This is a genomic window from Pseudoalteromonas sp. 31A1 (assembly GCF_011378815.1).
GTDB lineage: Bacteria > Pseudomonadota > Gammaproteobacteria > Enterobacterales > Alteromonadaceae > Pseudoalteromonas > Pseudoalteromonas arctica.
In genome coordinates this window covers 17,948-42,896 of sequence record NZ_WTKY01000004.1, presented here as the reverse complement: position 1 = coordinate 42,896, position 24,949 = coordinate 17,948, and the positions used below count along the sequence as shown (strand labels likewise).

The window sequence follows — 24,949 nt, the reverse complement described above, 5'->3', positions numbered from 1 at the left end:
CACGACCCTCATTAAAATAAAAAACAATAAAAGAGCACACTATGCAAAGTACAAACCTCACGTTTAAAAGCTTTAAAGCCTTCTACCCTTATTATTTAAAAGAGCACCGCAACGTGATTTGCCGCCGCTTACATTTTATAGGAAGTACACTTGTTCTTGCTGTAATCGCAATAGCATTAATAAAACAACAATACAGTCTATTGTGGCTATTACCTGTTATTGGATATGGGTTTGCGTGGATCGGGCATTTCTTTTTTGAAAAAAACCGCCCTGCTACTTTTAAACACCCTTTTTACAGTTTATGGGGAGATTGGGTAATGTTTAAAGATATGCTTGTTGGAAAAATTAAATTTTAATTCTCTTTTTAACTCTATTTTTATACCAATTAATTATAAAAACAAAATTGCTTCATGTTTTAAAATATAGGTTCTAATAAACAGGACATAAAATATAAAACGCCCATAAAATGTTAATTTAATTAACATTTAATGAGTGGCTTTATCTTTTTCTTTTTTAGTAATACTTGTAATTTAATACCCGCCTAGTCTCAGCCCAATAGAAACGCCCTCATACTAGTAATTAGTTAAAATCACCAACCTCATCTGACCAGTTAACAAAACGTTAAATATCACTTTTAGATATAACTCATTATTCTTCAATTACTTAGCAAAACCCTTGGTCATATAACTAAAACAATGATCATTATAAAAAACAACCAAATGTAATTATAAAAACCCTTAAATTAATTGAATGTTATTCAATTGACTGACTTTGTTAATTAAGTATATCTTCAAGGTAACAAAAAAGTTTATACCAATCCGCTTAATTAAGTGATCTATTTTGAGGATGGAAAAACGTGTTGATAGCTAGGCAAAAAATTCGCTATTTAGTTGCTCTAAATGAGAATTTTTTAACGCAGGTAACGGCACGTTTAGCCCCTAAAAATGATTAAGTATTATTGCGGGTTGGTATTAATCTTTTTGTTCAAAACTAAAATAATTCAATGGGTATGGGGAAATACAGCATGAATAGAAAACCGTTATTTAAATTACAGCAATCGGTACCACAAATATTACTCGCAATGAGCGCGTCTGCTGCACTACTTGGTTCGCTCTGCGTAAATGCTGCAGAGCAAGACACTAAAGCAGAAGAAAACATCGAACAAATAAGCGTAATTGGCTCTCGCCGATTAGGCCGTACAGTAGAAGACAGCGCAGTACCCATCGATATAATTGGTGCAGATGCACTTAAAAACTCAGGCTTTACTGAAACGAATGCCCTGCTTAGCAGTTTATTACCCAGCTTTAACTTCCCACAAGCATCACTTACTGATGGCAGCGATCATGTACGCCCCGCTCAACTTCGTGGCTTAGCACCCGATCACACCTTAGTGCTTGTTAATGGTAAACGCCGCCACAGCAATGCATTACTTAACTTAAATGGCTCAACGGGTCGTGGTTCATCATCGGTTGACTTAAATGCGATACCTGCAAATGCTATTGCTCGTATTGAAGTATTACGCGATGGTGCAGCAGCGCAATATGGCTCTGACGCTATAGCTGGTGTTATTAATATTGTACTTAAAAGTGCCAGCAGCGGTGGTTCAGTTGCGGCTATATATGGTGCTAACGTAACCGAAATGGACGGTGTACCACAGCTAAAATCAGTATCTGAAGGTAGCGACGGAAATTTAGCCTTTACCGAAGGGGACGATCGCTCTTTAACCGATGGTCAAACATTAACGCTGCAAGGTAATATGGGTTTTGAGCTTGGCGATAATGGCTTTTTAAACATCTCAACAGAATACCGCGACCGCCATTCAACTAACCGCTCAGACTACGACCAACGCGAAAACTACGCACGCATAGATGACGGATCAGTAGATGGCGCGCTTGACCCACGTGAACTTACCGTAAATCGATATAACCATAACTTTGGTAATGGCGATGTAGAAGACTTTTCAGTGTTTTATAACGCTGGGTATCAATTAACAAACGAAGTAGATTTATATTCGTTTGGCTCTTACAGCAAACGTGAAGGCGAAGGCGGCGGGTTTTATCGCCGTGCAAGCGATAGCCGTAATATAGAAGAAGTATATCCTGATGGCTTTTTACCTGTTATTACCTCAGATATAGATGACTTTTCACTGGCACTTGGCGCTAAAGGTTTTGTAAGTGAATGGAATTACGATGTATCGGCCGTATATGGTCAAGATGCGTTTGAGTTTGGTGTTATAAATAGCTTAAATACATCATACGGCCCGACTAGCCAAATAAGCTTTGATGCAGGAACACTTACCTACGATCAACTTACTTTAAACGTTGATTTTAGCCGCGAGGTAGACGTCAGCTTTTTAGAAAGCTCGGTAAGTGTCGCTGTAGGTGCTGAGTATCGTCGTGAAGGCTACCAAATAGATGCAGGCGAAGAAGCATCATACGCACAAGGCACATTTGGCCCAGGAGGCGAAGTAACTGACCCAGTTGATGGCCCATTTGGCGCAGCGGGCGCACAAGTATTCCCGGGGTTTACACCTGAATCTGAGGGCGACAACAGCCGCCACAATGTTAGCTTTTACATAGATTTAGAAACTTACCTCACAGATGATTGGAACATAGCTGTTGCCGCGCGTTACGAGGATTACTCTGATTTTGGCGATACGCTCAATGGTAAAATTGCAACGCGATATTCGCTCACTGAAGATTTAGCCATTCGTGCATCGGCATCGACAGGTTTTAGGGCACCTTCTTTGCAACAGCAATACTTTACCTCAGTGGCCACTGTATTTGTTGATGGCGAACCCACCGAAACAGGTACGTTTGCACCAGGCAGTGATGTAGCAAAAGCACTGGGTTCACCTGGTCTTGATGCAGAGGAAGCAACAAACTACGGCGTTGGTTTTACATGGTCTACCGACTTTAACTTCAGCTTATCGGTTGATTACTACCAAATATTAATTGATGACCGCATTGTGTTATCAAACAACTTATCGGGTGCTGCAATTGCCGATTTACTTCAAGGCACTGGCGCTAACCAAGGTCGTTTCTTCTTAAATGCAATTGACAGTAAAACACGTGGTGTAGATGTGGTTGCCTCTTATAACGTAGCAACCGACGGTTACGGCGATTTAGCCTTTAACTTAGGTTACAACTACGGCAAAAATGAAGTAACCAATATCATCGACCCACCAGCAGAGCTACAAGGTGCAGGATTCGATCAAGACAACTTGTTTTCAGGCACTGAGTTGCGTCGTTTTGAAGTAAGCACACCGCGTAATAAGTACAACTTAAGCGCAACGTGGACTAACGATGATATTCGTACAACGCTTAGAACTACGCGTTACGGTGAAACCCAAGATCCATCATCAACCGCAGAGCTTAATGAAGTACTAAAACCAAAATGGATAACCGACTTAGATGTCGCCTACTCGCTTAGTGAAAACGTATCGCTTAGCTTAGGTGCTAATAACATTTTTGATGTTTACCCAGATGCAACACGTGAAAATGTTGACGATTTAACAACGTTCTCACGTTTATTTGCTTATTCTAGCTTCTCGCCGTATGGATTTAACGGACGCTACGTTTACGGAAAAATAGAAATGAAGTTCTAATAAGCACAGCTTAAAGTAACCAAAAACACAAAAGCCACCTATTAGGTGGCTTTTTAATGCGAGTTAGTATTAAGTCTATAATTAGATTTTAGTTAACCAGCCGTGCTTGTCTTCACTTTTACCCCATTGAATATCGTTCAATGCTTGGCGAAGGCGCGCAGTCGTTGGGCCTGGCTCGCCAGTACCTACTTTGTATTCTTTATCGTTATGAATAAATGTACCCACAGCAGTTAGTACAGCTGCAGTGCCCGAAAGCGCCGCTTCAGTACCTGGTTTAGCAGCACGCTCTAGTAGCTCAGTAACGCTAAAGTTACGCTCGCTTACCGTCATACCTAAATCTTTGGCTATGGTTAAAATACTATTACGCGTTACACCATGTAAAAACGTGCTATCGAGCGCTTTAGTAATAATTTCGTTGCCATCAATAAGTATAAAGTTAGCAGCACCGGTTTCTTGTACGTCGCCACCTGGGCAAAATAAAATTTGATCTGCTTGGTACTTTATACGTGCAGCACTAATAGGTGCTAGTGCACTGGCGTAGTTACCACCACTTTTTACCATACCCATGTGCGGAGCGCAGCGCATACCATCTTCTTCAAGCAATACACGCAGTGCAGTTGCACCACCGGCAAAGTAATCACCTACTGGCGATAGTAACGTGTATAAAAGCGAGCTCATTGATGGCGCAGCTGCTTTACCAATTGCCGCCTCAGTACCAATGTGCGTTGGGCGAATATACATGGAGCCCGGCGGTAATGGCGTTTCATCTGCGTATTCGCGCATAATATCGATAATCATCGTTTTTAGCATATCACTGTCAAAACTCGGTAAGCTTAATAGCGCTGAGCTTTGTTGCATGCGTGCAATGTTTGCATCCATTCTAAAAAGATAAACAGAACCATCTTCATGGCGAAAGGCTTTTAAGCCTTCAAAACATGTACTTGAATAATGAAGAACGTGCGCACCAGCATGAAGTTCAAGTTTATCGGAAGGGACAATTGAGCTCTCGCTCCATTTATTATCAGAAAAACGAGCTTGAATCATCTGCGGCATAAACACGGTACCAAATGCGGCCATTTTAATCTCTCTTGTGTGGTCTATTTTCCTCCATTGTATGACAATCACACGCTATTTAACCATAGCTAAAGTAAGGCTTTTTTAATTAACTATGAGAATTTTTTGCAAGTGCTGTTTACTAATCAACCGCATTGGGTGCTATAAACAAAAAAATCGGCTAATGCAGTTGCACTAGCCGATTCTTAAAGGTAAATAATTTACTTGAACGAATACCTAATAATACGTTTTAACACCGACGTATACTGTCTGAAAAATCCACCCGTATGATAATCAACACCGTGTTTTTTCAAAACTGCTTGTACTTGAGGTGCAACTTCTTGATAGCGCGAAGACGGCATATCAGGAAATAAGTGATGCTCTATTTGGCAGCTCAAATGCCCTGTTAAAACATGAAACCAATGCGGCCCTTTAATATTAGACGAACCCAACACTTGGCGGTAATACCACTGCCCTTGGGTTTCGTTTACGCAGTCTTCTTGTTTAAAAGTTTGCGTTTCTTCAGTAAAGTGACCACAAAATATTATGGTCGACGTCCATAAATTACGGATTAAGTTAGCTACTAAATTACCGACCAATACCCATAAAAATAAAGGCCCTGCAAGTAACGGAAATATCGCATAATCTTTAATTAATTGGCGAGCGCCTTTACTAAAAAAGCGCTGCTTTAATGTAGAGTGTGATACAAGCCCTTCGCGGTTTTCTTTCTTTTTACCAATAAAAACACGCTCTGCAGCCAACTCGTGATACGACACGCCCCACTGAAATAACACACTTAAATTAATATACGTAAAAAACTGCCATACATTTTTAAAACGCCATTTAAAATCATCGCTTAAACGCAACAAGCCATAACCAAAGTCTCTGTCTTTACCAATAATATTAGTATACGTATGGTGTTCAAAATTATGAACGCGGTGCCAACTTTGCCCGTCGCACGCTATGTCCCACTCATAATGCTGTGAGTTAAGTTGCTTGTCGTTCATCCAATCGTATTGACCATGCATTACATTGTGGCCAATTTCCATATTGTCTAAAATTTTAGCAAGCGCTAATAACAATACACCTGCAACCCACAATAAGGGCTGAATAAAACCAAGCATGAGTAAAATTCGCCCGCTCCATTCACACATTCGCTGTTTGCGTACAACAGAGCGAATATAGTCAGCATCTTGTTGACCTACTTTACCAAGGGTGTCCATTTTAATGGCATCTAACTCGCTTGCGAGCATGTCATAGTTAATGTTTTTCATAATTGTAACTCCAAATCACTAACAGGTTGGCTTACGCAAAGTTGTATTAATTGCTCGCCGTTGTCACTCAATTCACCTGTTTTTAAATTACGTACCACGCCTGACTTTTTAATACATTGGCATTGATGGCAAATACCAATACCGCAACCGCGTTTAACCGGCAATTGTTTTGCTTCAAACTGAGGTAGTAAAACATCGTTGCCCGATACAACATGGGCACTGGCGTTAATTTTTACATTAAATTGGCTGTCATCGTTTAAGCTAGGTAGTGCTAAACCAAATGCCTCTTGGTAATAATTTAGCTTATGCGTTTTAGCAAAATCGCTCACCGTTTGCATAAATGCTGCAGGGCCACAGCAGTAAACATCTGGGTTTTCCCACGGCTTAATATTGCTGGTTATATCGCTTGATTGCTCACGCGTTAATAATAAAAACGAAAAATTCTCAAATTGCACCGCAAACTTACTCAGCTCATCAACACATTGATGCTCAGTGGCTTTTGCGTAATAGATTAGCGACACTTTTTGAGTAGTTTGGCTTAAGTAATCATCAAGCATAGCCAGCATAGGTGTTATACCCGACCCACCGGCAAAAAAAGTAGCCGGTGTATGTGTGTTTTTAAATACAAAATCGCCGCTTGGCGCAGAAATATTGCACCACAAACCCGCTTTTAATGCGCTGCTGAGTAAGCCAGTAAAGCGCCCTTGCGCATTTGTTTTGATTAGTAAGCGCACCAAACCTGTATTTTTAAATTGCTGAGCGCTTGAGGCCACGGTAAAAACACGTGTTAATAATCGCCCATTAATTTCAAGCGTTAAACTAATATGCTGCCCAGAAGTATGTGCAGGCCATTGTTTGCTTGGCTTAAGTTGCACACTTAAAAAGCCATCATTAAGCACAGCTGTATTAACTACTTGCGCTCTAAACTGCCCTGCACGCCACGCAGGTTTAAACACCTGCATTATTGGCTCTATGTAGCCTGCAAAACTTTGATGGTGTAAAAACCATTTTGAAAATTGGTTTAATACTTTAATTATCATCACTATTAATCTCTTGGGTCGTAAAATACTTAACGTTTAAACTTACACGTGTACGCTCAAACTTCAGCGCACAAGTGTACGCTGAAATTTTTAGTTTTCAACCCCAATAGAGTAATTATTCAATTTTTTATTAGCGCTAATTGCTAAAACAATTTTCTGTTAAAAGGCCATCGTATAAAAATATAAGTGTGTGTTTTTCATTCAACTCAACGCTTAACAAATTTATTTATGCCATGTTAAGGTTATGTAAGATTGGATTAATTTTGGAAGCCATAATGATAAATTTAATGTCACATAACACACTCCCTAAACTAATAAGTGCAGGCTTGGCTGTTGCTATATTTGCTATTAACGCACCCGCAAATGCAAAAAGCGATTACGTAAAAAACTATAAACAGCTCGATACTTTACCGCTTAACGTTAACGCAGTAACAGCGGCAGAAGGTGTGGTTATACCTTGGGCTATTGAGCCTTTAGCTAATGGTGATTTACTAATATCTGAGCGCAGTGGAACGTTATTTTTATTACCTAAAAATACAACTACGTTAGCTAAGGTTTCAGGGCTGCCCAACATTGAAGCTAATGGCCAAGGTGGATTGCTTGATTTAGCACTACACACCGATAGCAAGCAAAACCAATGGCTGTACTTTAGTTACTCAAGTAGTGAGGGCAAAGAAAGCGGAAGTAACACCGCCTTAATCCGCGCCAAGCTAAGTAGCGATCATACGCAGTTGTCTGATCAGCAATTGCTATACAAAGGCGAGCATAATAGTACCAAAGGCCAGCACTACGGCAGCCGTATTGTGTTTGATGATGAAGGTTATGTTTATTTTTCAATAGGCGATCGCGGCTCGCGCGACATAAACCCGCAAGATCTCACGCGGGACGGCGGTAAAATTTATCGCTTACACGAAGATGGTAGTATCCCAAATAGTAATCCGTTTGTTAAACAAAAAGATGCAAAACATGCGGTATGGTCTTATGGGCACCGTAATCCACAAGGCATGTGGTTTGATAATCAAAATAATGTTTTATGGTCTCACGAACATGGGCCACGCGGCGGCGATGAGCTTAATATTATAAAAAAAGGCGCTAACTACGGATGGCCTTTGGTCAGTTACGGCGTTAACTACAGCGGTACCACGTTTACCGACCTTAAAGAAAAAGACGGCATGCAATCGCCCGTATTACATTGGACCCCTTCAATTGCGCCATCCGATATGTTGTATATAACGAGTGATAAATATCCAAAGCTTAAAGGTAAGCTATTACTAGCATCAATGAAATTTGCATTTATTAGCGCATTGGAACTCTCAAAGGGCAGTGTTGTTAAGCAATATAAAATACTCGACGGAATAGGCAGAGTGCGCAGCTTAGCCCAAGGCAGTGATGGTTTTATTTATTTAGGTATTGATGGGCAAGGTATTAAGCGCCTAGAGCCAGAAACATAAGCACTAGCACTAGCACTAGCACACAGTACGTTAATAATTACACCGTGTTTACTTTGCGCTTTTAAAGCGCAAAGTAAACATTTTCACCAAACAAAGAACTATTAAGCCCATTAATGCGTACACTAACTACATATAATTTAATAAATTAAGAGAATACTAATGTTTTCATTTTTAAAGCCTGATCCCGTAAAAAAACTGCGTAAAGAATACGACGTAAAACTAGAGCAAGGCATGCAGGCACAAAGAAAAGGCGACATTAAAAGCTTTGCCATGTTAAGTGCAGAAGCCGAAAAAATCTGGAGTGAAATAGAAACTCTAGAGGCTAAAAAAGCCAAGTGAATTCGTATTAAACGTGTCTGTCCTGTTTTAAAAGTAGGTAGATGCGTTTAGTAAATAATTTATGATCTCCTTTTTACAGCCTCCACCAGCCAAAAATCACCTTTTATAATATGCTTACACAAACAAGCGTACTTAATGCGGTTAATTACGTTATCGCTGGCGTTTTTTAGTGGCTGTTAAATGATTTAAAATCGGATTTGGTTTTCATTTTAAATCTTTAATTGCTGTATTTGCTTACAGCGCTGGCGTTTTTCCTCATAAGTCTAAAAATGAGGACGTTTTCATCTTTTCTGCATGTTATTAAAAGAACAGCCTAACTTAAAGTTTAATACTCGCAATATGTTACAGGATTTGTTATTAATATTAAAAATAATTAAGAGGACATACTTTGCTCATAAAAAGAGGAAAGTGTCCTCTGATAAAGCTATTAGCTTTACATAAGGATATTCGAGCATATGCGAACAAGTCGAGTTTTTGGTGAAAGAAGGCTTAGTGATTTTCTTGAAGTATCAAAATCTAATGTTTTGTCATCAATAGATTCAGAAAAAGATGACTATATACTCAATGTAAATGAAAGCGACTATATTGTCCACAAGCTATCAGAGGCAACCATTGAATCATTAGAAATACATGAAGATAAAATATATGCGTCTTCATCTGAAAGAATGATCTCAGCAGAACAGTTTCCTCGTTCATTCCATGTTTACTCAGGTAAATCTTATAAGAAAGATGTTATCAAATTCCATGTTCCAATCAGCGGTAATGTTCAATTATTACACTGCGTACCAAGTAGTTGCATAATGTGGACAATGGATATAGAAGTAAATAGAAATGAATTTTGCTTTGAAATCATCAACTTCTCCAACGAGCCAGAGGCTATCGTTAGAGAAAAAGATTCAAATCTTAAAAATATTATGCAACAACTAGTTAATGTTCAACGAGAGGTAGAGCGGTATAATTCTAGTTGTGAAGCTCAAATTAAATCAGCTTTTGAATCAACAAAAAGCAGAATTAAAGCAAAATCAGGTGTATTAGCTTCATTAGGTGTACCAATTAAAAAGAGTTCTGAGACATCTCCAACTTTTGCAGTTCCAGCTCCACAGAAACGTAAAAAAATCACCCTAAATAAGCCTCAAGTTAATGAAGTTGGGTATAGCCCTGAGCCATGCTTAGACCAAGCAGTATATAACGATATCCTTCAAATGATACATGATGTAGGTAAAGAGTTTGAGCGCTTACCTAGTTTATATGCTCAAAAAGAAGAAGAGCATCTAAGAGATCATTTTCTCATGATGTTAGAGCCTAATTTTAATGGTTCTGCAACGGGAGAAACGTTCAATAAAACAGGTAAAACAGATATTCTCTTACGCCATGAAAATACTAATGTATTTATTGGCGAGTGTAAGTTCTGGAAAGGGCAAAAAAGTTTCCTAGCTACGATAAGTCAACTGTTGGGCTACCTTACATGGAGGGACTCAAAAGCTGCAGTAATCATGTTTGTACCAAATAAGGATTTTAGTAGTGCCGTTGATGTTGCTAAATCATCAGTTAATGAACATGAAAACTTTATTAAGTTCGTAAATGAAAAAAATGAGACATGGTTTAATTATGATTTTCACCTAAATGGCGACAGAAACAGAGCAGTAAAGATTGCTGTCATGCTTTACCATACGCCAAGGTAAAGCTAACAACACGCCCTGAGGTGGACGACTAGTAAAATTTAGCTATTAGTTAACAAAATCAACAAGACACCCATCCTAAATTTTTGCGAAAAAGCCAATAAAAACAGCATGAAGAGTGCATTATTATAAATAATTAATCACACAAAAAGCTGTGCTATGTTGATAAGATGAAAGTAAAAATAGACAGCCTAATCGGACGACGATAGCTGTTTATTAAAGAATAGCAAACGACTCGGCTGTATCGAACCGGCTTTACTTTAAATAAAAAGCGGAACATTACAGTGAATAAAGGCATGAATAAATTGACCTTACGAGGTCAAATGAAAGTAAATGCCTTACTTCACGCTGCGGCAATTGTATTGCCTTGTTCATAATATAGAAAAGCTGAAAAACACGATACACTAAAAAGGGGAAGCCCTTTTACCCTAAATAAAAGCCAATCAAACACAGGTAATCTCTTCCAAAACCCCAATTAAAACAATATCAAACACTTCTATATTCTGCGTAAGAATACAGTAATCAATTGAACCAAAATAGGAACTAAGCTATGGTTGATTCATCTATAAAAATAAATTTAAAACGAGTTAATCTACAGGCTCGTTATGTGCTTAAGCAAGCTGAGGTTTAAATGAAGATAATATTACTTTTATTAGCATCTATTTTTTCAGGAGCAGTTATGTCAGAACAGAATATCAAACCTTTGCCAAAGTCTTTGGAAAAGGAAGTTTTAATAGATATAAAAGAAAGAACATTTTATCCCATAATTAAGTCGGGTGACTGGGTAGGGATAAAACACGGTGCTGTATATTCTACTTTACTTGGCTCTAAAGAATCACCTGAAGTTGTTATTGCTTTTGGATATGACACACCAGATAATTTTATTTTTTTAATGCATCAAGATAGCGATAAAATTGATTTAAATGTAACAGTCCAAAAAGCTTTTGCAAATATTGATGCTATAGACGTTACATTTACAGCATCCAAATCACTAGATAACAAAGTTTTAACAGCTAGCGGTAAATCATTTAGTAGTGAGGCCATCTTATCTAAAAAACAAATGCAAAAAGCTCATAAGGCTTTAAATGCAAAACAGTTATTTGTTTCAATCGCAAGAAGAACTGGTTTAATGGTTATTGCTAAAGATGCTCCTAAAGAGTTATTAAATAAATTTGTTTATTTGCATAATGATGCGTGGAATGATGACAGTTATGGCAACGCCCCAATAGCTAACGTGCTATTTGTTATTGAAAATGGTGTGATAGTTGGCTCTATTCCGCTGGGCAAGTAGGAAACATATTATAGTGACACCCATCCTAAATTTTGCATTTAAATAAAAGGCGGTATATTACGGTGAATAAAGGGATGAATAAATTGACCTTACGAGGTCAAATGAAAGGGAAAGCCCTTTTAACTTAAAATAAAGCCACTCAAACACGCGAAATCCCGTCCAAAACGCCAATTGAAACAACACCAAACCAGCTTTTTATATTCTATGAAAAACACAGTAATTGATTGAACCAAAATAGGAACTCAGCTATGGTTTGTTTATCAATAAAAACAAATAAAAAACGAGTTAATCTACAGGCTCGTTAGTTGCCTTAGGAGTCACAGTTGAATTTTGACGATTTGAAATCGATTATTGATACTGAAAATGATCAAGAATTAAAGCTTACTTCTAATTCTTGGGAAATCACTAAAAACTCCAATTCAGAATTAAAGCCTTGGTTATCTGAAGATCAATTCAATCAGGTTTTCTCAAATCTATTAGAGTATCAAAATAACGATACTGTGTTTGTATTTGAGTCTTTCGAACGCATATACAAAGATTCGGGTTTAACTAAAAGGTTAACTGAACAGCTAGATTTAAACTGGGCTAATTTTAATGCCTTTCAAAGCTCTACCGAAATTCTTTATTTCTATATGGTGCCAAAAAGTTTAAATTGGGTTTTATATACCAATCGAGACTTTTGGCAGTTTGCAAAAGGCAACTAACAAGCCAGCATTGTAATATGCATTTAAATATTCAAACATATTAAGTAGATTTAATAAGTCTTTTATAAGTACCAAAATAGGGATTTAAACATTGATTATTGATTTTATAAATAATACTAAAAAAATTTGGTGGGCTATTTTCTCTCTTCTACATTTTATTGGTAAATTACTTGTTGTATGTCTTTTTATATTTTCTAGCTCCACTGTAATTAACTTTTTTTTTGGCGCAATCGGTTATCCGGATCTAATTGCATTTGTGAAGCCTTTTGGAGAGATATATGGTGATACGCTTCCTTGGGCGGCTACATCTATGCTATTAGCTAGTAGTGTTGCAATTGGGCACATGAGGAACCTTGAAATTAATGAAGAAAAGTTAACTGCTGAAATAAGAGAAAGAGCAGAAAAAAAATATAATGCAAAAAATGGAGAAAGTAACATAAAGGCAGGTTAATTAAATAAATGCACACCGCTCTTCCCCTCTTTTTAGTGGATACCCCTCAACTTATCTTTCCCCATACACATTCTCAGGATTTATTTGCATTAGTATTGCGGGGTTGTCTATCGATTTAAATCCGTATTGCGCATAAAGGCCATGCGCATCAGAAGTCGCTAATAAAAAGCGCCTGAGCCCTTGCAGCTCAGGGTGCTCTACTATCGTTTTAATAAGTAACTTACTCAGCCCATTTCCTTGCAAGTGCGGGGTAATAAATACATCGGCTAAATAGGCAAAGGTTGCTTTATCTGTCACTACTCGGGCAAAGCCAACTTGTTCGTTATGAGCGCTGTAAACACCAAAGCACATTGAGTTATCAATAGCTGATTGCATCACGCTTTTAGGAATGCCTTTGGCCCAATAGCTATTAGCAATAAAGTTATAAATAACGTTAAAGTTAAGTTTGCTTTTGTCTGTGCTAATTGAGTAATCACTAGTGTTTGCGGTCATAAGTTAATAGTCTTTTTTACCAATGTTTTTATAAACATTTCTATAGAACGTTCCTATAGCCTATAGATAATCTTTAACGTTTTTTAGCTGTTTGTCGTGTACTTTTGAAAGTACTAACAGTGAGCAAATAGCCCCAAATAACGCCAGTCCCATATCTGATTGGGTATCCCACACGTAACCTTGCGTGCCTAAAAATGCTTCTGCGTTTTCGCCGCTTAACACTGCAACCCACCACTCTATTAATTCGTAAAAGTCGCTAAATGCCAAACATACCGAAATAACAAAGGTGATTAACCAGCCTCGACCATTTACTACTTTTTTGCGCAGTAAAATTTCGCGTGCTAGTAGTGCAGGTACAAACCCTTGAAAAAAGTGCCCTACTTTGTCGTAGTTATTACGCTCGCTACCAAATAGGTTATCGAACAATGGGACCTCGGCGTAGGTGTAATGCCCGCCAATCATCAGCACAATACAATGCGCTAAAATAAAGGTGTATAAAATAGGGGTAAGTTTAAAGTGGCTATAAGTGCTTGCTAGCAGCACTAAACCAATAATTGCGGGAATAACTTCAAGCAGCCATGTAAATTGATCTTTTGGGTTGATACCAGACCAAATTAATACAATAAAAAACAGGCTCAGCCATAAATACTTCATTTAGAATCCTTGTCTAAATTGATCAAATTTACGGCATTTTACGCCTTTGAAATAAACGATGCTACCTATAGTTTGTTTTTGCGGTAATGCGATTAAACAAAGTAGGAAAAAAGCGCTTAATTGTAGGCGCCCAACCACTTAAACCTTTGCCAATAATCACTTCGTCTTTTTTATTACTAATGGCGTTAATCATTTTTTTAGCAGCTACGCTTACATCCATGCCATTTTCTATCGACTCTTCTGGTTTATTTTGCGCTATGCCTTGCTCGTTTAGTGAGTTATGCGCAATTGCTGTTTTAATAGAGCCTGGGCAAATTGTTAAACAATGAATATTATGTTGTGCTACTTCTGCACGTAGGCAATCCATAAAACCAACAACCGCATATTTAGAACCCGAATAACCCGTTCTAAATTTTGAACCTACTTTACCCGCCACACTACTAATAGACACAATTGAACCACTGCGCCTTGCCACCATAGTAGGTAATACAGCTTTAGTAAGTGCAATTAAGCCAAAGTAATTAACCTCCATTAATTGGCGGTACACGTTAAAGTCGTTTTCTAAAAATAAACTGCGCTGCGATACGCCGCCGTTATTAATTAAAATATCAATTGCAGGAAGCTCGCTCATTTTTGCTGTTATTGAACTCAGTACATGCTCTGGCTGTGCTAAGTCCAGCTGCACAACTAAGTGCCCTTCGCCTTTAAGCGTTGCTTTTAAATCGTTTAGTTTATCTACATTGCGCGCCGATAAAATAACGCGCGCTCCAAGCTCGGCAAATTGTATAGCAAGCTCTTTGCCAATACCTGATGATGCGCCGGTGATCCACACGGTTTTATTATTATATTGCATGCGTTATCTGCCCTTTTATTGTTATTTATTAGGTTTTATAAAGGTACTTAGTAAAGTATTTTACGCCTTTGTAGGACCTGCTATTGCGTTTACTTCATCTTCTAATGTTTTGTAAAAACCCATTAAAAATAGTAGTTCAACAGTTACGTACAAAGGGCCAATAATTAAACCAATTAGGTCATCTACAAACGCCGGTTTTTTACCTTCGTAATAGTGCCCGATAAACTGTAATACCCAGCCAAATACAAACACACCTACGCCAATACTCAACCAAGGCCAAAACGCCATTGCCGCAATAGGCTGAGCACCAACAAGGAGTAAAGTGAATATCACGGCCATAATAAAGCCAAGCGAAAAGCTCAGCATAAAATAATAAACAACCGACGCTAATACAAAAAGTTGTGCACCATCAATTACTACACTACCAAGGGGTATTTGAATGCGCGCTAGTAAACACAACGCTGCAAATACAATGAGCGGAATACCAATAAAGTGCGTTAGTACATTACGCTTAGAACGATGATACAAACCATATTTACCAAGTTGCTGTTGAAGTGTTTTCATTGTTTTGCCTTTATTTTTATATATAAAACTTACTTTAGCAAAAGTAAGCACAGCAACAATGTCAGGTATCCGACATTTTGTAAATTAAACAAATGCAGAAATTATTTTACCCGGCTCATGCTCACCTTTCATATCCGTTCGCTCGCGCCCTTTTTGATACTCTTGCTCAAGCATTTTTTGAAGTTCCTCTATTTTATCAGCAATTGCGCTAGGGTCTGCGCCCTCACTTTGCTGTTCTTTAATAAGCTCTTCTATTGCCGCTTTTAGCTCGTCTATTTTGTTTTTGTTTACACCTAAGCGCTGATAAACCAGCGCTTCTTGGGCACTTTCTAAAAATGTTGGTTCTTTAGGGGCTGAGGTAATGCCTTTAGTATCACTTGTTTTTACGTTAGGGAGGGTATTAGTTGCCGCAACTTCGCTTGAACCTGCCGCTTTATTTACTGTAGGAGAGTTATAATTACTATATTGATTTTTAAAGGTTATTGTAGTCATTAGCTCAAATCCATTGTTGCGTTACATTATCTGTAGCAATTTTGGTTCCAACTAAATAAAGCAGCCTCTATTTAAGCTTGTGTAGCACGCGCCTGTAACTTTTGTTTATCTAAAACAGTTATGCGTTGATACCCCAAACTAATGGCTTGTAGGCTAACAAGCTGTTGCAGTATTTGATTAATAGTTTGGCGCGTTAGGTAGGTCATATCAGCAAGTTGCTGCTGAGATAAAACAAGCGGTGTTAAGTGCTCTGTATGCTCGCTGAGCATTAAAAGTCGATTGCATACTTTTTGCTCAGCACTTAGTAATGCGTGATCTTCCATTGAGGTAAACATTAGGCGTAACTTTTGTGCCAGCAATAAACCAAACTCTTGCCAATATTGTGGCTGTTCGTTTAATAGCTGTTCAAGCTCGCGTTGGGGCACGTAAAAAAGCACAACATCAGTTTGTGCATATACGTCATGAGTACGCAGGCCACCATCAAACAAGGTAACTTCGCCAAACCACAGTGATGAATCAATAAAGCTCAATACGGCTTCTTTGCCTTCGTTACTTACGCCACTAATACGCACCACGCCGCTAAGCACTGCATAAATTCCATCGTGCTTATCACCTCGCAAAAATAATGATTGCTGAGCTTTTAGCGAGAGCGTTTTGCCCTGCGTTAATAAAAAGCTTTTTAAATAAGCGCTACGGTTTTTAAACCAATGCCCTTGCTCTATAACGTTTTGCTGCTGTGGAGTCATTATTTACTGCATTTGCTTATTAAATGGCTGTTTTTCGATAACCAATTTTTTAGGGAAATTTAAATCGGTTGCTATAACAAAATCATCGTAAGGATCATTACCCGAAAACAGCTCAGTTATTAATGTATCGTTTTTATAAACATTAACGGTTACACCGCTGCCCATACCGCCTGAGTTAATAATATAATAATGATATTCGCCGTTACTGAAAAATAAAATACTCTCGCCAATACGCCCTACTTGCCTGTAGTAACTACCAAATGGTGCATCCGGTGTTGCTTCTTTTTCAAGCCCTATGTCATTAACTCTACCAAATCGATAACTAAGCGACGAGTCATCTTTTGCAACACAAATAGAAAGCACTTTATCGGTAGGTTCTAACTTGTAGGCTGTACTTTCATCTGGGTTACGCACAACTTTATGCATTTTTGCGTTAATGTAGGCTGCTTCATTACTTTTACAATGTGTTGCCAGCATACCGACCACTAAAGCGGGTTCGTTTGTTTGAGCTGCTGAAGGCGTGTTTACTTTGTTATTAGTGGGTAAGTTACTTGCATTACTATTTAGCTGAGGGCTATCTTGCATTGCCATGCTTTGGTCGTCACAACCAAACAGTGCAAACAAGAAGAAAGAATAAAAGCTCGCTAAAAATTTAATGCGCATAATAAAATCCATCTATGAGAGAGCCTTTAAAATAGCGATAAAACTAGCGACCCGCAACACTCTTATGCGCAATACTTTATAAGTTTATTTTTAAACCATCTTCTGCAAAAACTACGTTACTTTTTAGTGATTTAATTAACGATTTTTTAAACAATTGCTGATTTTTTAATGACCGATTCATAAAATGAGATAGAACCGCCGTTTTAGGTGCAGCCTCAATTAGTACCTTAGTGATTTGACTTGGGGTAATGTGTAAATTTTTAGCCCCGTCTGATGCGTTTTCATCAATTGCGTTGTGCATAACCACTACATCGGCATTTTTAGCAAAGTCAGTAAATGTGCCGAACTTGTCGGTCATGTCGCCTGCAAACACAAGTTCGCATCCTGCTATACTCACTTTCCACGCTAAAGCCGGAATAGGTCCATGGTTAACTGTCATTGCATTAACAGCCAAATCACTTTGTAGTGATTGTTTAAATTCATTTTGTTTTGTTGATGCAACAGAACGAATATCTAATTTGTAGTTTTCATTACCTTCTACGTAATCACTTAAGTATCTAAATGCGCCCTGCTTACCTAATAACGCTTGTGCATATTCATTAGTAGAAGCCATTACACGGTTGCCCTGGGGGCCAAATATCGCAAGTGTTTTATCGCGTGATGTAAAGTAACTGCCTTTTATAAAACTAGGTAAATCGCCAGCATGATCAGTGTGTAAATGGCTTAATAAAATGGCATCAACATCACTAAATTTTGCACCTGCTTTATCAAACCCAATACTGGCACCAGAGCCTACGTCAACTAACACTCTGGCTTTATTTTCGTGCCAAATAAGGTAACTTGTTGATGCGCGACCATCGTTAAGCTCAGGGCCGCCCGAGCCTAAAATTTGCAAACTTACATCACTACATTGCTGCGCGCCAATACTACTAAACGACGCCATAATTAAAGCGGTTGCAGCTAATCCTTGTTTTACATTGCTCATAATTATTAATACCTATAAATAGTGTTTTAAGTTGAGTCTATGGCTGAGTGTAATAAGTAATTTAAGTTTTGTCCTAGTTGAGTGACCAACGGCCTACTTATTAATTTTAGCCCTTACTAAAAGCTGATTTAAACACCTTATTAAAGTGTTTAAATAACTAAATGAATCAATAACCAGTTTTCTTATAATAAAATGTTGTTACACAACTATTTAAAACGGTTTTTTATAACCACCTGTAATTTATAATTTAAATAAAATTAAATCTAAAAAACATACATTTTAAAAACAATTTAGTCTCATTTTATTAAAACAATAGTTGACCCTATTTAAAATTTAAACTAGCATTTCTGGAAGCGCTTCCACAAAGCTCAGTTAAATGAATTTTTCTGGAAGCGCTTCCATATATTTGACAATGTTTATAATTACACAATAACAGCCCCATACAGCTGTTAATAATAATGATAAAAGTGCGAGGGAAACCGAATGTCCAACCATATTGTAAGAAAAACAAAGATAGCGACCAGCCTATCTCTGATTTTAGGCGCATCAATCTCTTTACCTGTATATGCACAAGAAGCAAATACAGATGTTGAAGTAATTCAAGTTACTGGTTTTAAAAGCAGTATTAAAGAGTCAACTCGATTAAAACGCGACGCCGCAGGTGTTGTAGATGCTATATCAGCTGAAGATATTGGTAAATTCCCCGATACCAACTTAGCCGAGTCGCTACAGCGTATTACGGGTGTGTCGATTGATCGTTCAAATGGTGAAGGCTCTAAAGTAACGGTTCGTGGTTTTGGTCCCGACTACAATATGGTAACCCTAAACGGTCGAACTATGCCGGCAGCTTCATTGCCTTCAGGCGGTGGTACACCCAGCTCTCGCGCTTTTGACTTTGCAAACTTAGCGTCTGATAGCGTTAAGTCGGTTGAAGTATATAAAACAGGTAAAGCAAGTATTGCATCTGGTGGTATTGGCGCAACAATTAATATTAATACGGCTCGCCCACTTGATAACCCAGGCTTTGTTTCAAGCATTGGCGTAAAAGCATTACACGACTCAACAAACCGCGTTGGGGATGACATAACACCTGAGCTTTCGGGCTTAATTAGCTGGACCGACAGCGAAGCTAAATTTGGTGCCTCGTTAACTGCAAGCATGCAACAGCGCGATAGCTCATCAACAGGTGCGTTTGTAAATCAATGGAATACATCAGCTTTTGACGGCACAATCCCACAAGCTGCAGACGATATTGTTTTAACTAATGCACCCGCTGTTGGCCAGCTTTATTCAATGCCATCAGATTTGCGCTACACCATTGCCGACAGTGAACGTACTCGTACAAACGCGCAATTAACGCTGCAGTATAGCCCAATTGACGATTTAACAGCCACGCTTGATTACACGTATTCTAAGCAAGACTTATTCGAAGCCCGTGCTGAGCAATCAATATGGATGGATAATTACAAAAGCGCGCTAACGTTTGACGATAACACAGTAAAAACCCCTATTTACTACCAAGAAGAACGTCGCGATCAGCAAACACGCGATTTAGGTTTAGCATTTCAAGAGCTAAACCAAGTTAACCAAAACGACTCTATTGGCTTAAACGTTGAATACTATTTTAATTCAGAATTAAGCTTTATGTTTGATGCGCACAATTCAAAAGCAACTAGTAAACCAGATGCAGCTTACGGCAGCTGGGTAAACGCAGGCTTAGGCGCAAACGTAGTTAACGCACAAGAAGTTGATTTTAGCCGCGAGCTTCCATCAATGAGTATCGATTTTGATGATTGCCGCCGAGACAACTTAAATTGTAATAACACATTAGATGCCTCTGATGTGGGTACGTCTATTTTAGATTCTAACTTTGCTCGCCAAGAGTCTGAAATCACAGAATTTAGAATCCATGGTAAATACGAAATTGAAAACGGTGCAATTGACTTTGGTATAGAGTCTCGCTCTATGGAAAGCCATTCACTGCAATCACTTACACGTAATACAATGGGTAACTGGGGTATCGAAAACCCAGGCGAACTACCTGATGGCTACCTAAACCCAACAAACTTTTTAGCTGAGTTTGACGACTACGATACATCTGGCTCGTTCAACCAAGGTTATACCGGCAGCGCATCGCAAATTGGTTACTGGGCAGGTGAAGAATACGGCTTTAACTTTGCAGCCGATGGCGCATTTGCAACTAATCGCACCATTGAAGAAGATATAACCGCAGCGTTTGTGCAATTTACTTACAACGGCTACATTGGCGATATGCCATACAACATTGTTATTGGCGCACGCCAAGAGTCTACCGACATTACCTCAACGGCTAATATCGACTTACCTAACGCAGTAGCATGGGAAGGTAATAACGACTTTAACGTTCGTTTTGGCTCAGCTAAAGAAGATTTCACGCTTAAATCTAGCTACGATCACTTTTTACCAAGCTTTGACTTTGACATAGAAGTAATCGAAAACGTAAAAGCGCGTTTTTCTTATAGCACAACAATTGCTCGCCCAACTTACGACAACTTAAGTTCAGCAGCGACGGTTGGTGTACCAGGCGCCCCTACTCTTTTAGCGGGTTCATCACCGGCTACAGCGTCAACGGGTAATCCTGGTTTAGTACCGCTTGAATCAGATAATATTGATGTATCGGCTGAGTGGTACTTTGCAGAAACAAGTTATGTGTCGGTAGGTTATTACACTAAAGACATCGAAAACTTTATTGGTTTAACACCAATGACGCAAAACTACTACGGATTACGCGATGCAACAGCGGGCCCTCGCGCTCAAGCTGCCATTGCTGAGCTAGAATCTCGCGGACTTGCAGTAACCGATTCAAACTTATTTCAAATGGTTGCCGCCACAGAAAACAATGTTGATTTTGACTCTATGACCTACGAAGAGTTTGAAGCCGCTTACGATGTAATTGCTAACAGCGATGACCCATTACTAGAATTTACAGCGCAAGTACCTACCAACAATAAAAATGCCACAATTGATGGTTTCGAAATTGCCTTTCAGCACTTTTTTGGTGAAAGCGGTTTTGGGGTGCAAGCAAACTACACCACTGTTAATGGCGACATAGACTTTGATGTAAACGCCGACCCTACTACTACACAATTTGCACTAGTGGGTTTAAGCGATACAGCTAACTTTATTGCAATGTACGAAAACGATGATTTTCAAGCACGTATTGCTTACAACTGGCGTGATAAGTTTTTAAATAGCGCAGCTCGATACGTAAATGAGCCAGGCTTTACTGAAGAATATTATCAAATCGACTTTAATGTTGCGTACAACTACAGCGAGCAACTATCGTTTTTTGTTGAAGGCCTTAATATTACTGAACAAAACAGCCGCGAACATGGCCGTACGTCAGTTCAATTGTGGAACCTACAACAGCTAGGCGCACGTTACAATATTGGTATGCGTTACAACTTCTAAAGGTAATACAAAGTAAAGCCGTTAGTTTTTACTAGCGGCTTTTTTGTATTTAAAACAATATTAATGCTAGTTTAAATGTTATCAACTTTAGGGTGTTAACTCATGATCAAACCAATAACAAAAATAGTCGTTTTAGGTGGAGGTACTGCCGGCTGGCTAAGCGCAGGCTTATTAGCCGCCGAACACCCGCACCTGAATGTAACGTTAGTTGAGTCGGCAAACGTGCCTATATTGGGTGTGGGCGAAGGCACGTGGCCGTCAATGCGCAACACCCTACAGCGCATTGGCATTAAAGAAAGTGATTTTATAACCCAGTGCGACGCGTCATTTAAGCAAGGTTCTAAATTTATAAATTGGCGAAACCTCAGCGAGGGAGAAAACTACTACCACCCTTTTATGAATCCACAAGGCTACGAGCACACTAATTTACACGCCAGTTGGCAACGTATTGCACCTAACCAAAAATTTGCCGACGTTGTTAATATGCAAAGCTTTGTATGCCAAGCAGCACTAGCACCAAAGCAATTACAAACACCTGAATATGCAGCAGTTACCAACTATGGCTATCATTTAGATGCGGGTAAATTTGCTGAGTTTTTAAAAAATCACTGCGTTAAAAACCTAAATGTTTCGCATATTATCGACGATGTAACCGAGGTTATTAACGACGAGCATGGCTATATTGCCTCATTAAAAACAAATAATAATGGCGATATAACGGGTGATTTATTTATAGATTGCTCAGGCTCTCGCGCTCGTTTAATTGGTGAGCATTTTAATAGTGAGTTTATAGCGCAAGATCATATTTTATTTAATAACAGCGCTGTTGCGGCGCAAATACCTAATGCACACGCCGATCAGCCAGTTGCCTCTGCTACGTTATCTACAGCGCAAAGTAACGGTTGGATTTGGGATATAGCCCTGCCAACGCGCCGTGGTACAGGTTATGTATTTAGTAGTAAATATCAAAGCGATGAAAGCGCAACAAATACTCTAAAAAGCTACATAGCTAAAAGTACCAGTGAGCAACAAGCTGAGCAACTTAACTACCGCGTATTAAAATTCAGCCCTGGTTACAGGCAAAAATTTTGGATTAAAAACTGTGTTGCCGTAGGTATGTCAGCTGGCTTTTTAGAGCCTCTTGAAGCGTCAGCACTTGCCATGGTTGAGCTTTCAATTAGCATGATAAGCGAGCAACTCCCGCAAAACCGCACCCACATGAGCCAGCTTGAAACGCGTTTTAATGAGCGTTTTAGCACTCGTTGGCAGCGCGTTATTGAGTTTTTAAAACTTCATTATGTGCTAAGCGAGCGCGACGACACTCCTTATTGGCAAGATATTAGTAATTTAAATACCGCGCCCGAGCGCCTGCAAAACTTACTTAAACTTTGGCAATTTCAGCCCCCTAGCCGCTTTGATTTTATTGAAAACGAAGAAGTGTTTTCATCAAGCAGTTACCAATACGTTTTATATGGCATGGGCTTTAATACACAAACAGTATCTGCACAAAATACATTTAACGACCCACGTGCTGGGGATTACTATTATCAGCAAAATCGCGAAAAAATAGCGCAGTGTTTAAATGGAATGCCAAGTAATCGCGCGCTTTTAAATCACCTTTTATCAAATAATGGGCAGCCACATAATGACTAAAACAAACGCTGTTAAAAACGTAGTAATTGCTGGAGGCGGCACTGCAGGTTGGATGGCCGCAGCGGCACTTGCTAAACTAGTTGGTAACAATATAAACATAACCCTTGTTGAATCTGACGATATTGGCACTGTAGGTGTTGGCGAAGCAACAATTCCGCCTATTCGTACATTTCATAAATTGCTGGGTATAAACGAGCAAGCATTTATGAAAGCCACTCAAGCAAGCTTTAAATTAGGTATTAGCTTTGAAAACTGGGGCGATGAAAACACGCATTATATTCACTCATTTGGCGCAACGGGCAAAGAATGTTGGGCGGGTGAATTTCATCACTTTTGGTTGCAAGGTAAAACTTTAGGAATAAACAACCCATTTGGCGATTACTGCTACGAGCTGCAAGCAGCTAAAGGCGGTAAATTTGCGTTTAATCAGCAAAATCCCATTAACTATGCCTACCATATGGATGCCACACGTTACGCGCAGTTTTTACGTGAATTTTCAGAGCCATTAGGTGTAAAACGCATTGAAGGTAAAATACAAAAAGTAGTAAAAAACACTAAAACGGGCCATATAGAATCGCTTACTTTAAATAATGGCGAGCACATTAACGGCGACTTTTTTATTGATTGCACCGGCTTTAGAGGCTTATTAATAGAGCAAGCATTGCATACTGGCTACGAAGACTGGTCGCATTTACTACCGTGTAACAGCGCCATTGCGGTGCAAACAAAATCAACCAGCGAGACCGTATTGCCACTTACACGCTCTATTGCCCACAAAAGCGGCTGGCAATGGCGTATACCGCTGCAAAACCGTGTCGGCAACGGATTAGTTTATTGCAGCCAATATATGGATGACGAACAAGCCAAAGCGCTACTATTAAATAACATTGAGGGCGAGCCACTTACAGAGCCGCGTATTATTAAATTTAAAACAGGGCGTCGCTTAAAAGGCTGGAACAAAAACTGCCTAGCGCTTGGCCTTGCCAGCGGATTTGTTGAACCACTTGAGTCCACCAGCATTCACTTAATTATGTCGGGTATTATTCGCTTTATGCGTTTATTTCCGTTTAATGGCATTACTAATCACGCCATTGACGAATACAACAAACAACTTAAAAGCGAAATTGAAAATATTCGCGACTTTATTGTGCTGCACTACAAAGTAACTAATCGCGATGACAGCGAGTTTTGGCAACACTGTAGTGCGATGGAGGTGCCAAAAACCCTTCAACATAAAATTGATTTGTTTAAGCAAACCGGTCGTGTATTTTTAGACGATGGCGACATTTTTAGAGTCGACTCGTGGGTGCAAGTTATGCTTGGCCAAGGTATTGAGCCTAATCAACATCACTTAATAGCCAGCATGATGAGTGATGAAGAACTCACCCGTTTTTTACACGGTATTAAGCAACAAATAGAGCAACGCGTAAGCCAATTACCGCCTCACCATGAGTTTTTAAAGCAGTATTGCCCAGCATAAAAAAGCCCTTATTACTAAGGGCTTTGGA

22 protein-coding genes are annotated in these 24,949 nt (G+C 39.0%); 11 read left to right on the top strand and 11 right to left on the bottom strand.

The annotated features are described in order from the left end of the window. The first annotated feature begins 41 nt into the window (after window positions 1-41). Together GQR52_RS05620 and GQR52_RS05615 are read left to right on the top strand one after the other, a co-directional pair. Entirely contained in the window at window positions 42-356 is a 315-nt protein-coding gene (locus GQR52_RS05620) for a DUF962 domain-containing protein (protein ID WP_165727728.1), read from the top strand. 668 nt (window positions 357-1,024) lie between these two features. Next, complete coding sequence (locus tag GQR52_RS05615) at window positions 1,025-3,607, top strand: TonB-dependent receptor (protein ID WP_165727727.1); 2,583 nt, start codon at window positions 1,025-1,027, stop codon at window positions 3,605-3,607. 81 nt (window positions 3,608-3,688) lie between these two features. Here GQR52_RS05615 and GQR52_RS05610 read toward each other — a convergent pair whose 3' ends face one another. The 3 genes from GQR52_RS05610 to GQR52_RS05600 form a co-directional block, all read right to left on the bottom strand. Beyond that, on the bottom strand, window positions 3,689-4,690 hold the full coding sequence (locus tag GQR52_RS05610) for a branched-chain amino acid aminotransferase (protein ID WP_272941825.1): 1,002 nt from the start codon (window positions 4,688-4,690) through the stop codon (window positions 3,689-3,691). Between the two features lie 191 nt (window positions 4,691-4,881). After that, window positions 4,882-5,934, bottom strand: a complete 1,053-nt coding sequence (locus GQR52_RS05605; protein WP_165727726.1) for an acyl-CoA desaturase — start codon at window positions 5,932-5,934, stop codon at window positions 4,882-4,884. Further along, window positions 5,931-6,974 (bottom strand): FAD-binding oxidoreductase, encoded by a 1,044-nt coding sequence (locus tag GQR52_RS05600; RefSeq protein ID WP_165727896.1) that lies wholly within the window; start codon window positions 6,972-6,974, stop codon window positions 5,931-5,933. Before GQR52_RS05600 ends, GQR52_RS05605 begins: the two co-directional genes overlap by 4 nt. A 275-nt stretch (window positions 6,975-7,249) precedes the next feature. Between GQR52_RS05600 and GQR52_RS05595 the strand changes: the two genes are divergently transcribed. The 6 genes from GQR52_RS05595 to GQR52_RS05570 all read left to right on the top strand — a co-directional run bounded on the left by GQR52_RS05595 (window position 7,250) and on the right by GQR52_RS05570 (window position 12,889). After that, window positions 7,250-8,425 (top strand): PQQ-dependent sugar dehydrogenase, encoded by a 1,176-nt coding sequence (locus GQR52_RS05595; RefSeq protein ID WP_165727725.1) that lies wholly within the window; start codon window positions 7,250-7,252, stop codon window positions 8,423-8,425. 159 nt (window positions 8,426-8,584) lie between these two features. Further along, window positions 8,585-8,764, top strand: coding sequence for a DUF6435 family protein (locus tag GQR52_RS05590; protein WP_007375469.1), 180 nt, complete (start codon window positions 8,585-8,587; stop codon window positions 8,762-8,764). Between the two features lie 455 nt (window positions 8,765-9,219). Beyond that, the gene (locus tag GQR52_RS05585) at window positions 9,220-10,446 is read left to right on the top strand and encodes a hypothetical protein (protein ID WP_165727724.1); all 1,227 of its coding nucleotides are present in this window, start codon (window positions 9,220-9,222) and stop codon (window positions 10,444-10,446) included. A 676-nt stretch (window positions 10,447-11,122) separates the two neighbouring features. Beyond that, window positions 11,123-11,734: a hypothetical protein gene (locus GQR52_RS05580; protein WP_206017404.1), complete on the top strand. Its 612-nt coding sequence runs from the start codon at window positions 11,123-11,125 to the stop codon at window positions 11,732-11,734. A 323-nt stretch (window positions 11,735-12,057) separates the two neighbouring features. Beyond that, window positions 12,058-12,438, top strand: a complete 381-nt coding sequence (locus GQR52_RS05575; protein ID WP_165727723.1) for a hypothetical protein — start codon at window positions 12,058-12,060, stop codon at window positions 12,436-12,438. Window positions 12,439-12,529: 91 nt separating this feature from the next. Continuing rightward, entirely contained in the window at window positions 12,530-12,889 is a 360-nt protein-coding gene (locus GQR52_RS05570; RefSeq protein ID WP_165727722.1) for a hypothetical protein, read from the top strand. 51 nt (window positions 12,890-12,940) lie between these two features. Here GQR52_RS05570 and GQR52_RS05565 read toward each other — a convergent pair whose 3' ends face one another. From GQR52_RS05565 to GQR52_RS05530, 8 genes are all read right to left on the bottom strand, one after another. Further along, on the bottom strand, window positions 12,941-13,381 hold the full coding sequence (locus GQR52_RS05565) for a GNAT family N-acetyltransferase (RefSeq protein WP_165727721.1): 441 nt from the start codon (window positions 13,379-13,381) through the stop codon (window positions 12,941-12,943). 60 nt (window positions 13,382-13,441) lie between these two features. Beyond that, window positions 13,442-14,035, bottom strand: coding sequence for a DUF2238 domain-containing protein (locus tag GQR52_RS05560; RefSeq protein ID WP_165727720.1), 594 nt, complete (start codon window positions 14,033-14,035; stop codon window positions 13,442-13,444). A gap of 61 nt (window positions 14,036-14,096) precedes the next feature. Next, the gene (locus tag GQR52_RS05555) at window positions 14,097-14,888 is read right to left on the bottom strand and encodes an SDR family oxidoreductase (RefSeq protein ID WP_165727719.1); all 792 of its coding nucleotides are present in this window, start codon (window positions 14,886-14,888) and stop codon (window positions 14,097-14,099) included. Between the two features lie 60 nt (window positions 14,889-14,948). Beyond that, on the bottom strand, window positions 14,949-15,452 hold the full coding sequence (locus GQR52_RS05550) for an Mpo1-like protein (protein ID WP_010553511.1): 504 nt from the start codon (window positions 15,450-15,452) through the stop codon (window positions 14,949-14,951). Window positions 15,453-15,536: 84 nt separating this feature from the next. Further along, entirely contained in the window at window positions 15,537-15,944 is a 408-nt protein-coding gene (locus GQR52_RS05545; RefSeq protein WP_165727718.1) for a hypothetical protein, read from the bottom strand. A gap of 71 nt (window positions 15,945-16,015) precedes the next feature. After that, window positions 16,016-16,690 (bottom strand): Crp/Fnr family transcriptional regulator, encoded by a 675-nt coding sequence (locus GQR52_RS05540; protein WP_010553509.1) that lies wholly within the window; start codon window positions 16,688-16,690, stop codon window positions 16,016-16,018. A gap of 3 nt (window positions 16,691-16,693) precedes the next feature. Next, complete coding sequence (locus tag GQR52_RS05535) at window positions 16,694-17,353, bottom strand: hypothetical protein (protein ID WP_240914458.1); 660 nt, start codon at window positions 17,351-17,353, stop codon at window positions 16,694-16,696. A 76-nt stretch (window positions 17,354-17,429) separates the two neighbouring features. Next, the gene (locus GQR52_RS05530; protein ID WP_165727716.1) at window positions 17,430-18,338 is read right to left on the bottom strand and encodes an MBL fold metallo-hydrolase; all 909 of its coding nucleotides are present in this window, start codon (window positions 18,336-18,338) and stop codon (window positions 17,430-17,432) included. Window positions 18,339-18,821: 483 nt separating this feature from the next. Between GQR52_RS05530 and GQR52_RS05525 the strand changes: the two genes are divergently transcribed. From GQR52_RS05525 to GQR52_RS05515, 3 genes are all read left to right on the top strand, one after another. Next, the gene (locus tag GQR52_RS05525) at window positions 18,822-21,788 is read left to right on the top strand and encodes a TonB-dependent receptor (RefSeq protein WP_165727715.1); all 2,967 of its coding nucleotides are present in this window, start codon (window positions 18,822-18,824) and stop codon (window positions 21,786-21,788) included. Window positions 21,789-21,890: 102 nt separating this feature from the next. After that, window positions 21,891-23,441 (top strand): tryptophan halogenase family protein, encoded by a 1,551-nt coding sequence (locus GQR52_RS05520; RefSeq protein ID WP_165727714.1) that lies wholly within the window; start codon window positions 21,891-21,893, stop codon window positions 23,439-23,441. Further along, a complete protein-coding gene (locus GQR52_RS05515; protein ID WP_165727713.1) occupies window positions 23,434-24,921 on the top strand; it encodes a tryptophan halogenase family protein in 1,488 nt (495 codons plus the stop codon). Before GQR52_RS05520 ends, GQR52_RS05515 begins: the two co-directional genes overlap by 8 nt. The last annotated feature ends 28 nt before the right edge of the window (window positions 24,922-24,949 follow it).